This is a genomic window from Terriglobales bacterium, from assembly GCA_035543055.1.
Classification (GTDB): domain Bacteria; phylum Acidobacteriota; class Terriglobia; order Terriglobales; family Acidobacteriaceae; genus JAIQFD01.
Window position 1 is genome coordinate 1 of sequence record DATKKJ010000013.1, and the last position, 12,508, is coordinate 12,508.

Annotated in this window: 9 protein-coding genes and 1 other RNA gene; 2 read left to right on the forward strand and 8 right to left on the reverse strand. The window is 63.4% G+C overall.

Annotated elements, in window-relative coordinates; all coding sequences use genetic code 11:
• Together VMS96_00780 and bshC are read right to left on the reverse strand one after the other, a co-directional pair.
• Positions 1-303 (reverse strand): hypothetical protein, encoded by a 303-nt coding sequence (locus VMS96_00780; GenBank protein HVP41931.1) that lies wholly within the window; start codon positions 301-303, stop codon positions 1-3.
• A gap of 46 nt (positions 304-349) precedes the next feature.
• Complete coding sequence (gene bshC, locus VMS96_00785) at positions 350-1,954, reverse strand: bacillithiol biosynthesis cysteine-adding enzyme BshC (protein HVP41932.1); 1,605 nt, start codon at positions 1,952-1,954, stop codon at positions 350-352.
• A 306-nt stretch (positions 1,955-2,260) separates the two neighbouring features.
• Here bshC and ssrA point away from each other — a divergent pair.
• Positions 2,261-2,625: a transfer-messenger RNA gene (ssrA, locus tag VMS96_00790) on the forward strand.
• A gap of 249 nt (positions 2,626-2,874) precedes the next feature.
• Here ssrA and katG read toward each other — a convergent pair.
• The 5 genes from katG to VMS96_00815 form a co-directional block, all read right to left on the reverse strand.
• Positions 2,875-5,094, reverse strand: coding sequence for a catalase/peroxidase HPI (gene katG / locus VMS96_00795; protein HVP41933.1), 2,220 nt, complete (start codon positions 5,092-5,094; stop codon positions 2,875-2,877).
• A gap of 105 nt (positions 5,095-5,199) precedes the next feature.
• Positions 5,200-5,655 (reverse strand): transcriptional repressor, encoded by a 456-nt coding sequence (locus VMS96_00800; protein HVP41934.1) that lies wholly within the window; start codon positions 5,653-5,655, stop codon positions 5,200-5,202.
• Between the two features lie 329 nt (positions 5,656-5,984).
• On the reverse strand, positions 5,985-6,389 hold the full coding sequence (locus tag VMS96_00805) for a hypothetical protein (GenBank protein HVP41935.1): 405 nt from the start codon (positions 6,387-6,389) through the stop codon (positions 5,985-5,987).
• 114 nt (positions 6,390-6,503) lie between these two features.
• Positions 6,504-7,244 carry a response regulator transcription factor gene (locus VMS96_00810; GenBank protein HVP41936.1) on the reverse strand — a complete coding sequence of 247 codons (741 nt, stop codon included), beginning with the start codon at positions 7,242-7,244 and terminating at the stop codon, positions 6,504-6,506.
• 150 nt (positions 7,245-7,394) lie between these two features.
• Entirely contained in the window at positions 7,395-8,234 is an 840-nt protein-coding gene (locus VMS96_00815; protein ID HVP41937.1) for a LytTR family DNA-binding domain-containing protein, read from the reverse strand.
• A gap of 443 nt (positions 8,235-8,677) precedes the next feature.
• Between VMS96_00815 and VMS96_00820 the strand changes: the two genes are divergently transcribed.
• On the forward strand, positions 8,678-12,220 hold the full coding sequence (locus tag VMS96_00820) for a TonB-dependent receptor (GenBank protein HVP41938.1): 3,543 nt from the start codon (positions 8,678-8,680) through the stop codon (positions 12,218-12,220).
• A gap of 56 nt (positions 12,221-12,276) precedes the next feature.
• Here the strand turns inward: VMS96_00820 and VMS96_00825 are convergent.
• The coding region (locus tag VMS96_00825; protein HVP41939.1) for a hypothetical protein at positions 12,277-12,508 on the reverse strand (232 nt) is incomplete at its 5' end.

The window sequence follows — 12,508 nt, forward strand, 5'->3', positions numbered from 1 at the left end:
TCAATCCAGGTCGATGTCGCGGATGAACTTCTCGTCGGGCGTTTCCTTGGCCCGCTTGACCGCCTCCTGGAACTTCTTCTCCAGCAGGTTGGCCTTGTTCTTCTCGGCGTCCACCGCCTGGCGGAAGAGCGATTCCTTGCGGCTGTCCTGCTCGTGCATGGCCTTGGCGGCGGCATCCAGGTCGGCAAAGGTCTTCACCCGCGGCGGAGGCGTGTGGGAGATGACCGCCTGGTCGGCCGAGTCCACTTTCAGCACCGCATTGCAGCAGGGACAGGTGACCTCGAATTGTTTGCCCTTGGCCATGGCGGAATCATACCCCAGGCGGCAGGAGGCAGGAAGCAGGACCGGATCAGAGATAGACGATGTGGTGGTCGGCGCAGGTGGTCTGAGCGGCGTCATAAAGGCGCAACAGGAGCTGGGTTCCGTGCCGCGCCAGGTAGGACATCCCGGCCAGCTCCCGCTCCTGCAGGTTCTTGTGGGGGTAAAGCGCGGTGACCAGATCGTCGGCGTGGCGTGCCTGGTCCTGGCTGCGGCGCGATTGGGCGCGCGCGGCCCGTTCCCGCAGCCGGTCGAGTTGGTAACGCATCTTGGCTCCGGCGGTACCGGCCGCGTCGAGCAGCGTCTTGTCCAGCCGCTCCAGCACCTCGTTCAGCTTGTTGAGCGACGCATCGAGCGAACTCGCGGACTCGTCGAAGGTCGCATTCAGGTCGGCGGGAAGGCTGTGCTCCGCCAATAGCATCCGCAGATGTTCCTCGCCGTGGAACGCATCCGTGATCTTGATCTGGTAACGGTCGAGTAGGCGCTGGATGCGCGGCTCCACCAATGTGGCGGCGAAGCGCGGGAGGACGGAAGTGATGCGGCCCAGAAGCTCCTCGTACACCACTGCCGCCTGGGCAAAATACGCCACCTCCGCCGGGCCGCCGACATAGGCCAGCGTGGGCAGCAGGTAGTCCTGTACCACCGGGCGAAGCAGGACGTTGGCGCTGAAATCCTGGGGGGCGGCGGTGATGCGCGCTTGCAGTTCCGCCGGCGAGAGCTTCTGCCCGGCGATCTCGAACTGCCCATTGGCCCGGTGGACGGGCACCCGCGCCCCATTATGCTGGGCGAAGAGCAAAGTGGATTGAGGAGTGACGTGCACCTGGGTGTGATAGCCGGCGGACTCCAGTTGCTGGTTGCGTTGGAGGAGAGCTTCGTCGAGGTCGGCAGCGCCGGCGGCCGCCGCCCGGTACACGGATGCGGCGACCTGATGCAGCTCGGGGTCGGCGGCGTCCAGCAACACCACCCCGGAGTGCTTGAACAGCCGCGAGAAAAGTTTCCCAAAGGCGCTGCCGAAACTTTCTCCCGGGCGGTAGGCCTCGCGCAGGAACTCGGTGGTCTCAGACTCTCCCAGCGCCGCGGCGGCTTGGGCAGCGACCGAGCTGATGTCTTCGCCGAAGCGCAAGCTCCCCACTGAAGCGTTCTCCGGCCCGTGCGCCGCGGCGCTACATCGCTTCAAGGCGTTGTCGGCCGCCAGCAGCGTGATGTGGTCCACCTCTTCGACGTCGTGGTCCTCGGTGGCCAGCCAGAAGACGGGTACGCATTCCACTCCGCTCTGCGTCACTTCAGTCGCCAGCTTGATGGCGGTGATCGCCTTGTAGAGGGCGAACAGCGGGCCGCCGAACAGTGTGACCTGCTGGCCGGTGACGATCACGCAGGCCCCGGCGCGCAAGCGGCCGATGTTGTCGAGCGTCTCCCGCGAGGCGCCCCAGGCCCGGTTCTGACGCTCCAGGATGGCGGCCACCCGTTCCCGCCGCGCCGCGTCGTAGCGGATGCGGCCGGCCTCCTCCCGGATCCAGGAGCGGTCGAAGGGCGGCCGGGGATAGAAGGCGCGCGTCTTCTCAAAGTGATGGACGTAGTCCGCGAACAGCGCTGTGGTGTGCGGGATCGCGGAATAGCTCAAACACTCCGAGGGCATCGAATCTCCTGGGCAGCCATTGTATCGGCCCCGGATTTGGATGTCCGTTGGTCGCAGGAGATGCAATTTCAGAGGCTGCAGAGATAGATCTCACGGTGCTGGACGAATGGCCGGGTCGAGTCTATGGGCCGCCCGCGGCATCTATATAGCGAGTTGACTTCCACGCAGTTACGACCTACCGTGGAAGTAGTTCTTTGACTCGCTGCAAGGGCCCGAGAGGCCCTGTTGTAGCCGGTCCCAAGATTCTCTCCGGTTTCAGAGCCGGGGTCCCCGACGCGCCCGGTTTGGCGCGTTGGGGTGGAAATTGGGGGCGTCACGGCTTCGACGGAAGAGCTTGCGGTCGAGAGGCATGCCGGGGTGCATTCACCCGTGATCGAATGCAAAACAACAATTGCCAACACTGAACTGGCATACGCTGCTTAATTAGTTAAGTAGCCGTCCTCCGCGGTTTGGTCCGCGGACTGCGGAAGGGCGTCGCACAGCGGGCTGGCTTCGGGTCCTACGTCTGGGGACCTGGGGCGAGACTTACAGGCTAGCCGATCGCGTTTCTTGTCCGTCTCTGAGCGCGAGAGGCGAAGGTTTCCGGCAACGGAAGCGGGAACGGACTAAGCATGTAGTCTCTTTGCCAGTGACCCTTTCGGACGCGGGTTCAACTCCCGCCGCCTCCACCATCTTCATTATTTTTCCAGGTATCCCGGTTCTAGAGGTTCTTCCGCCTGCGGGCGTCAGGATTTCGCCTGCGGTTTCCCGCCTCGCCCGCGGCTCGGCTCACGCCCGCAAGCCGGCTCAAAATTCAACTCCCGCCGCCTCCACCACTTTAAGTGTTTTATTATCAATATCTTACATACAGTACTCGGCCGTCGAGTGCGCCCTTTCCAGGAAATCGTGGATCCAGGGCGCACTTCCCCGGCGCGCTTAGCTCAGGCAAGGTCGTAGCGATCAAGGTTCATCACCTTGTTCCACGCAGCCACGAAGTCCTTCACAAACGCCTTCTTCGCGTCGCCACATGCGTAGACTTCCGCAATCGCCCGCAGCTGGGAGTTCGAACCGAACACAAGGTCGACCCGCGTGCCGGTCCACTTGATCTTGCCCGTGGCACGATCGCGCCCCTCATACACGCCTTCGGATGTAGAGGAGGGCTCCCACTTCGTCTTCATGTCGAGCAAGTTGACAAAGAAATCATTCGTCAGCGTCTCGGGCCGGTTGGTGAAGACGCCGTGTTTGGAATGCCCGAAGTTCGCCTTGAGGACCCGCAGGCCACCGATGAGTACTGTCATCTCGGGGGCAGTCAGCGTCAGCAACTGCGCCCGGTCCACCAGCCGTTCCTCGGCCGTCATTTGGTGTCCGTTCCGGAGGTAGTTGCGGAACCCGTCCGCGGTCGGCTCCAAGACGGCGAATGAGTGCACGTCGGTCTGCTTCTGCGAAGCATCCGTGCGCCCCGGCGAGAAAGGAACCTTCACCTTGTGTCCGGCCCTTTTCGCAGCTTCCTCGACGGCTGCGCAGCCGCCCAGAACGATCAGGTCAGCAAGTGAGATCTTCTTCCCGCCCGACTTCGAGCTGTTGAAATCCTTTTGGATCGCCACCAGCGTCCGCAAAACCTTCGCCAGTTCGGCCGGCTGGTTCACTTCCCAGTCCTTTTGTGGCGCGAGGCGAATACGCGCCCCGTTCGCCCCACCGCGCTTGTCGGAGCCGCGGAACGACGACGCCGATGCCCAGGCAGTAGTGACCAGTTGGGAGATCGACAGTCCGGATTTGAGGAGCTTCGCCTTCAGGGCCGCAATGGCCTGCTCCCCGATCAATTTATGATCCACGGCGGGAACCGGGTCTTGCCACAGTTGGGGCTCCTTGGGAACGAGCGGGCCCAGATAGCGCGAGATCGGCCCCATGTCGCGGTGCGTCAGCTTGAACCACGCCCGCGCAAACGCGTCTGCGAACTGATCCGGACGCTCGTAGAAGCGCCGTGAGATCTTTTCGTAAGCAGGGTCGAGCCGCAAGGAGAGGTCAGTGGTCAGCATGGATGGCGCGTGACGTTTTGACGGATCGTGCGCATCCGGCACCGTGCCGGCGCCTGCGCCATTCTTCGGTCTCCACTGGTGCGCACCGGCCGGGCTCTTGGTCAGTTCCCATTCGTAGCGGAACAGGTTGGTGAAGAAGTTGTTGCTCCACTTCGTAGGCGTCGTGGTCCAAATGACTTCCAGGCCGCTGCCGATCGCGTCAGCGCCTTTCCCCGTTCCAAACTTCCCTTTCCAGCCGAGGCCCTGCTCCTCGATGGCGGCGGATTCCGGCTCGGGTCCGACCAGTGCCGCGTCGCCAGCGCCGTGGGTCTTGCCGAAGGTGTGACCGCCGGCAATGAGCGCCACCGTCTCCTCGTCATTCATCGCCATGCGGGCGAAAGTCTCTCGGATATCCCGTGCCGCAGCAATCGGATCCGGCTTCCCATTCGGCCCTTCCGGATTCACATAGATCAGGCCCATTTGCACGGCGGCGAGCGGATTCTGGAGATCACGGTCGCCGCTGTAGCGCTCGTCCGCCAGCCACTTGCCCTCAGGCCCCCAGAAAATGTCCTCTTCGGGCTCCCAGACGTCCTCGCGCCCGCCGCCGAAACCGAAGGTCTTGAACCCCATCGACTCCAATGCGACGTTACCGGCGAGAATCATGAGGTCGGCCCAGGAGATCTTCCGGCCGTATTTCTGCTTGATCGGCCACAGCAGCCGGCGCGCCTTGTCGAGGTTCACATTGTCCGGCCAGCTATTGAGCGGCGCGAAGCGCTGCTGACCGGCTCCGGCCCCGCCGCGGCCGTCGCCGATGCGGTACGTACCCGCGCTGTGCCACGCCATGCGAATGAAAAGCGGCCCATAGTGCCCGAAGTCGGCCGGCCACCAATCCTGCGAGTCCGTCATCAAGGCATGCAAGTCCTTGATCACCGCATCCAGGTCGAGGCTCTTGAATTCTTCTCTGTAGTTGAACCCCTTGTCCATAGGATCGGACAGGGGGGAGTGCTGGTGCAGGATTTTCAGGTTCAGCTGATTCGGCCACCAGTCCGCGTTGGTCGCGGCCGCATGTCTGCGAGCACCGCCCATGACCGGGCACTTGGATTCGGTTGCCATGTTTTGCTCCTGCTTGGCGAGTTCTTTTTCCATGAGTTCATCCTCCTTCGTACCAGCCCAAAAAGACCGCGATAAAATACAACCTCTTGGCTTTCCCGTTCGTGGCATCGCCGGCCGCTCCTGGCCGGCGCGCGCCCTTCATCGGGTATGCACGCGCCTGCGGCCCTTACCGGGAAGCGTGTTGCGGAGCACGCACTTCGTGCAGAGTCCACGGAAAATGAGTTCGCATTCACGAAGGATCCGCTTGCCGAGAGAGCGCGAGGCGGGCCTGGGCAGGTCGTGCCACTCGATGTCCTCCACCTTGCCACAGCGGTCGCAGATGAAGTGGTGATGCCGCATGCCTTTCGCATCGAACCGCGCGGCGCGGCCCTCGACAGCCACTTCACGCACCAATCCCGCCTGCACCAGGTCCCGCAGATTGTTATAAGTCGTGGCCCTTGAAGAGCGCGGATCCACGCGATTTACGGCTTCAAAGATCTCCGCAGCCGTGGGATGCCGGTTGTGTTCCGTCAACAATGCCATCACCGCGTAGCGCTGCGCAGTGCACCGCAACCCGCTGCCTCGCAAGGACCGTTTGATCGCCTCGGCGTCCATCGAGGATTTAGATTATATCTAATGAGATATTTTGTCGAGGCCAGGCTTTTGCTTGGCCTGGGGAATCGGCTACGGGGAATGTGACTTCTCGATGGCGGATGGCGCGCCCAGGGCCCGAGGACGAATCCTGCGACAGCGTGGTTCGGCGAGGAACCGATCTCGATGGGACGGAACGCGGAAATCTCGCGTATTCAAAAGAAAAAGGCAGGTGCCGTGATCGGTTTTCCCCTCGTCACACAGCACCTGCGGAGGCAACTTCGCAAACTGCTTCGGCTGGTTCAAGCGCTTGCCGCAATTCGCACGCCACGAAGCCAAGCGGTGTCGCCGGCTCACTGACCGCCGGAGCGAGTCGCGGCGTTGCTACGCGCCATCACGCTCTTCATGGAGGCGGCGGGCGCAGCGTACTGTTCTCCGATGTTTCTGCCGGCGATCCACACCTGCGAGAGCACGTAACCGGAATCGGTGTGGTTGAACACCAGCTTGCCTTGGGTTTGAAGGTTGGGCGACTGAACGATCGACGCGCTGGGCAGGAACCCTCCCCGCCCGTCGGCTCCGCGAATGATGAGCCGGTCGCCGTAGTCGTTGGCTCGCGTCAGGGTGTACACCCCGGGAGCCAAGGAAAGGTTGCCGGCCTGGAAGCTGAACGGCACTTCCGCGGTCACGGCGGACGATTGTGCGACTGCCGATACGGCCCCGGTCAGCAGCAGCAGGGCGATTGCAAGCATGTTCTTCATTTCGTCTTCTCCTTGCGTCAAGCCGGCGCGGGCGAGCGGCAACTGTTCCGCGCCGGCTCTTCACATCGGTTCTGTTCAGATTGAACCGTTTGGGTGATAGACGAGGCTGGCCGGTTAAAAATCTCTTAAATCATTCTCAAGAATCTCTGATCGCGCCGGAGGCTGGGCTTCGGGCGGATCGAAGCGGTATCCGATCCACGGCTCGGTCACGATGTAGAGCGGCTGCGATGGATCGGTCTCGATCTTGGTGCGCAGGTGGCGCACCAGCACGTGCAGGTAGTGTTTGTGCCGGACGTAATTCGATCCCCACAGCGCGCCCAGGAGCGCCCGATAGGTCAGGACTTCTCCCCGGTGGCGCATCATGTAGACCAGCAAGTCGAACTCTTTCGGCGTCAGGCGCACGGTCTTGCAACGCACCAGGACGGTACGAGTCTTGAGGTCCACTTCTATGTCCCCGGCGTGCAGCACCTGCTCCCCAGGCAGAGGCAGGTGGTTGCGGCGCAGGACCGCCCGCACCTGGGCGACGATATCCCCGATCGGAGTGGGCCAGCGGATGCAGATCTCCGCGCCGGCCTCGTAGGCGGCGATGCGGGAAACCGAGGCTTCCGGTTTTGCCACCACCATGATCGGCACCGTGGACATGCCGCGCATCATGGCGCAAAGAGGCAGCGCCTCGGACCCGATTCCCAACGCTACGATGACCAGATCGGGAAGCTTCCCGACAAACATGCTGAACGCAGTGTCCGCATCGCCGGCTACGGTGACCTCGTGCCCATCTTGCAGCAGGGCCTCGGCCAACGCCGGTGGCGGCGTAGGTTCGTCCTGCACCAGCAGGATGGCGTGCTTGCTGTCCACTTCAATTCCTCCAAGCTAGCTTCTGGAGGGCCCCCAAGAGCAGACCAGGCGACACGCTAGGTGCAGAACGGCGGCAGGTCTGATCTGTTGCCTGGTTGGACTCCGGCCAGGCGGTAAGGTCGCAATATTTTGGTCGTGACTAGATATATTTCATGGTTCCCCCGCATTGCGCGGAAGCTGAGCCGACCTGCCCGCAGCGTGGTCCTCGTCAGCACCGGCGAACAGCGACTCCCCCTGCAACAGGACACGAAGGCTGTCGCGGTATCCGCGGCTGAGGGTCATCTCTTTGCCCGAATGCAGGCGGACCACGTACTCGCCCGTGGGCCACGGCTGCAGCTCCTTGATACGGTCGATGCGCACGATGGTGGAGCGGTGGATGCGGACGAACTCCTTGGGGTCCAGCCGCGCTTCCAGGGAGCGCATGGTCCCGCGCAAGAGGTGTTCTGCATCCCCGGCGCGGATGCGCACGTAATTCCCTTCTGCCTGGATCCAATCGATCTCGCTGGTCCGGACAAAGACGATGCGCCCGCGGGAGCGCAGCATGACCCGCTCGACGTGACGGGGATGGGCGCGAATGTCGTGGAGCAGCCCGACCAGCCTTCCGCGGCCCTCGCCGTGCGGCTCCGTCCTGAGCCGGGTCTTCGCCCGCTGCAGCACTCCCTGGAGCTGGCCAGTAGTGAGCGGCTTGACCAGGAAATCGAGATCGTGGGCCTCGAACGCGCTCAGGACCTGGCGATCGTACGCCGTCAGGAAGATGGGCAGCGGCATCTGCTCGGGCCCGATCGCTTCGATCACCGAGAACCCGTCGAGCTCGCGCATCTGCACCGCGAGAAAGACCAGCTCGGGCTTGAGCCGGCCGATGGCGAAGATCGCCTGTCGGCTGTCGCCGCATTGCCCCACCACGTCGATCTCGGCGTCGAGCTTGAGGTGCTCCGCCAGCGCGGCGCGGGCCGTCGGCCCGTCCTCAACGATCAATGTTCTGATGCCCATCGGCTACTCTCCACGAGCGCCGCTCAATCATGGCGGCCGGCCTGCGTATCACCCGGGTTTTCCGTCTTTTCGTCCCTGGTTTCACCGCAGAACGTCCCGCGTTTAGACGGTTAGACCCGTCTCGTGGGAAAAAGTTACTCTCAAGATTTTCTTAAAATCATCGTGCACGACATCCTCCGCTTCGCCCCTACGATTTCTTGTAGCGGCTGTTCCTCCCTCCTCCACTTTTTCGTAGAACCCTCGCACTTCTATTTCGAGTGCAGGGTTCTGGCCGTCACGCTTCCCTGGACGGTCATCTCCTTCCCCCGGTACGTTCGTCCCACATGGCGGCGACTGGACCCGATGCGCGGGCCGCCGCGCGCCTGCGGTTTGCTGGTTGCTATATCTCCCGCGGGCCCGGTCTGTCGTCCGGGCAATCTTCGAACATGATGAGGTTGAGTCGTATGAAGAGATTCCACGCGGTCATCCTGTTGCTGGTCTTGAGTGCGCTGGCCGCACCCTTGGCCGGGCAGGTCATCAAGGGGTCGATCTCAGGCACAGTCCTCGACCCGCAGGGAGCAGTCATCCAGGGCGCGCAGGTCAAGGCCACGCAGATCGAGACCAATCAGGAATTCACTACCTCGACCGATGCCGCCGGTCTGTTTCGCTTGAGCCTGTTGCCGGTGGGGACCTATCGGGTCGAGATCACCCGCACCGGCTTCCGCAAGCTGGTCCAGAACGGAGTGCCGGTCTCCGTGGGGCAGAACACCTCCATGGGGAACCTGGCGATGAACCTGGGCGAGGTGAGCGAGACCGTCGAGGTCACGAGCGCCGCTCCCCTGGTGCAGACTTCGGAGGCCCAGGTCAGCGCCAGCTTCAGCGGTGAGCAGCTGGGGACGTTCGTGGGCGTGCAGGAGAACCAGGGGTTGGACAACCTGGCCTTGTTCGTGCCCGGCGTGGTCAGCGGCCGCGACCTCGGCTTCTCCAACGTCAACGGGCAGGTCGGCGGGCTGGCGGTCAACGGCTTGCGCGGCCGCAGCAACGACCAGCAGATCGACGGGCAGAACAACAATGACAACAGCGTCGGCGGCCCCGCCCTCTTCCTGAGCGATCCGGAATTCGTCGAGCAGTACCAGATCGTGACCAATAACTTTGGTCCGGAATACGGCCGCAACTCAGGCTCGGTGATCAACCTGGTCACCAAGTCGGGCACCAACCAGTGGCATGGCAGCATCTTCGGCACCGAGAGCAATTCGGCTCTCAACAGCCTCAGTCATACCCAGAAGGTCTATGAAGGGCTGACGCAGCTGCCGCGCTTCAACGACGTCTTCGCCGGCGGCACCGCCGGCGGATACCTGAAGAAAGACAAGGTGTTCCTGTTCGGCGGCTTCGACACCGACATCGTCAGTGGTAAGAACGCCTTCACTTCCGGCGGCATCACGCCGACGCCGGCGGGCATCGCCCAGGCTGCGGCGTGCAGTGGCAACGCGCAAAGCCAGGCCGCCATCTCCGCCCTGACCAATTTCGGTCCCTTCGGGGTGGGAGGCGGGAGCCCGACGGCCATCAACACCGCGGTCCAGACCATCCCGGTCCTGGATGCGAACGGCATTCCCACCGGCGCAACCTGTGACGTGGAATTCGGTCAGGTGCAGCGCACGCTGCCCACCAACAGCCGGTCCTTCAATTGGTTGCTGAAGACCGACATCGTGGGCAAATCGGACCGCATCAGCGCGCGCTACCTGTTCAACAAGGCCACCTTCTTCAACCTGGACTCGTTCGTGACCGCGGCCAGCGGCTATCCCGTCAACCAGCCCGCCCTGGCGCAGGACGTGTACATCGGCGACACCCACACTTTCTCATCGCGGCAGGTCAATGAGTTCAAGGTGAGCTTCAGCCGGCTGAACGTGGAATTCGGCGGCAACACCATCGGCAACACGGTGCCCAACGCCGGCGGCCTGGCCAACGCACTGGCCAACATCACCTTCAACAGTCCCAGTCTCGCTGGATTCGGCCCGGCGACCACCGCGCCCCAGGGCCGCATCGTCAATACCTGGCAGGTGCAAGACAACTGGACCTTCACCGCCGGCAAGCACCAGCTCAAGGCGGGAGCCAATTACACCTTCCAGCGGTCGCCCAACATCTTCCTGCCCAACCTGAACGGGCAATGGAGATTCGACGACTGGTCCCACTTCTTCGCCAACGTGCCCAATCGCATCAACCTGGCCCTGGGCGATTCCAGCCTGGACTTCCGCGAGCACGACCTGTTCGTCTACTTCGGCGACGACTACAAGGTGAAGAAGAACCTCACCCTGAACCTGGGACTGACCTGGTCGTACTACGGGCAGCCGGCGAACCTCTTCCACAACCTCGACACCACGCGGGAGAGCGGGTCGAACCCGTTCTTCGATCCCGCCCTGCCGCTGAGCGTCCGCACCTTCCCCGAGCTGCCGTCGGTGAAGAGCAGCTTCGGGCCGAGCATCGGGTTCGCCTACCAGCCGCAGATCGCCAAGTGGCTGTTCGGCGACAACAAGACCACGCTCCGCGGCGGATACCGCCTGTCATACGATCCGCCGTACTACAACATCTACACCAACATCTCGAGCGCTGCGCCGCAGGTGCTGCTGCAGACCCTGCGCGGCGCGTCGGCGGCAGTCGTGCCCCTGCTCGCGGTCCCCACCGGGCCCAACAACCGCACCGAGCTGGCGCCGTTCCTGGTCACCGGCGTGGCCGACCCCCGCAGCTTCAACCAGACCACGGTCTCGCCGGATTTCGGGCCGGACCGGGTGCATAGCTGGACGTTCGGGGTGCAGCGCGAGCTGAGCCCGCACGCCGCGCTGGAGGTGCGCTACGTCGGCAATCACGGTGAGCACCTCTTCCAGTCCATCAACGCCAACCCGTTCATCGCCGATCTGGCGGCGGCGTTCCCCAACCTGATCCCCGCCGGGGTGACTCCGTGCACCACGCCGGTGATCCCCGTAGCTCCGGGCTCCGTCCCCGGCAGCCCGCAGCCCGATCTTGGCCGCGTGAACTGCGGGGAGGGTGTGGTCCGCGAACGCACCAACACCGGCTCCTCGGATTACAACGGCCTGCAGACCGAGTTCCGGGCCAACAATCTCTGGAACCAGCTGACCATGCGGGCCGCTTACACCTTCAGCAAGACCACCGACAACGCCAGCGAGATCTTCGGTTCGGCGGCAGCAGGCGGCACCACCGCCTTCTCCCAGAACCCGCTGGATTTCACCCAAGCCGAGCACAGCCTCTCGGGCCTGGACATTCCCCACAACTTCACCCTGACGGCCTATGAGCAATTGCCGTTCATGAGGTCGCAGCAGGGAGTGGTCGGGCATATCCTCGGAGGCTGGGCGGTGTCGGGCACCTATCAGCTCGCCTCCGGACAGCCCTACACGCCGGTGCAGATCGCGCTGAACGGGAACGACTTCACCGACCTGGCCTTCCTGGGCGCCTTCAACGTTGCGGGAGCGGAGAACCTGCGGCCGTTCGTCGGCAACCCGGCGGCGCCCGTGACCGCGGTCGGCGCCTTCGCCGGCGATGTGGGCGCGACCGGCGTCGGCATCACTCCGAATACGCTGATCGACTTCAGCGCCTTCAACGGTTCAGGAACGGTCACCCCGGTCACCCAGGACCAGGTGCGCTTCATCGTGAATGGCGGCATTGCCGACAGCGTGTTCGGCACCCCGTTCGGCAACGCCGGCCGCAACAGCCTGCGCACCTCCAAATTGAACGTCGCCAACCTCTCGCTGTACAAGACGTTCAAGGCGGGCGAGCGGGCCTCCGTGCAATGGCACATGACCGTGCTGAACTTCCTCAACCACTCGAACTACATCGGGTCGGAGAACTTCGCCAGCATCGATCCTTTCATCGACGATGCCGGCTTGCGAGCCTTCAACACCGGCTTCGGAGACCCCACGGTCTTCAGCGATTCGACCCTGCAGACGGCCAGCCAGGGCCGGCGGAGCTTCCGCTTCGGCCTGAAGGTCATCTGGTAAACGACAATGGGCGGGCCGGGGATCCCGGCCCGCCCTTTTTCAAGACTCCGCAGACTTCAGCGCGCCTTCTTCAATTCGTCGAGGCTGACCTGCGACTCGGCGCGCACCAAGGCAGTACTGGCGAACCGGTCGAGCTCGTTGTCGGTGAAGATACTGTTGCGGACGGCCCGCGCCACCAGTCGCGCGAACAGTCTTGGCTCCCACTTCACCATGCCGATCTCTGAGCCGTCCTCCACCCCGCTGAGGGTCTTTGTATAAGGATGCGATTGTCCCATCCGCAGCACCAGC

Bases quoted from the DNA above. Each gene is read 5' to 3' on its own strand.
- VMS96_00780 (HVP41931.1), bottom strand. From the start codon at position 303: ATGGCCAAGGGCAAACAATTCGAGGTCACCTGTCCCTGCTGCAATGCG.
- VMS96_00820 (HVP41938.1), top strand. From the start codon at position 8,678: ATGAAGAGATTCCACGCGGTCATCCTGTTGCTGGTCTTGAGTGCGCTG.
- bshC (HVP41932.1), bottom strand. From the start codon at position 1,954: ATGCCCTCGGAGTGTTTGAGCTATTCCGCGATCCCGCACACCACAGCG.
- VMS96_00800 (HVP41934.1), bottom strand. From the start codon at position 5,655: ATGGACGCCGAGGCGATCAAACGGTCCTTGCGAGGCAGCGGGTTGCGG.
- VMS96_00805 (HVP41935.1), bottom strand. From the start codon at position 6,389: ATGAAGAACATGCTTGCAATCGCCCTGCTGCTGCTGACCGGGGCCGTA.
- katG (HVP41933.1), bottom strand. From the start codon at position 5,094: ATGGAAAAAGAACTCGCCAAGCAGGAGCAAAACATGGCAACCGAATCC.
- VMS96_00815 (HVP41937.1), bottom strand. From the start codon at position 8,234: ATGGGCATCAGAACATTGATCGTTGAGGACGGGCCGACGGCCCGCGCC.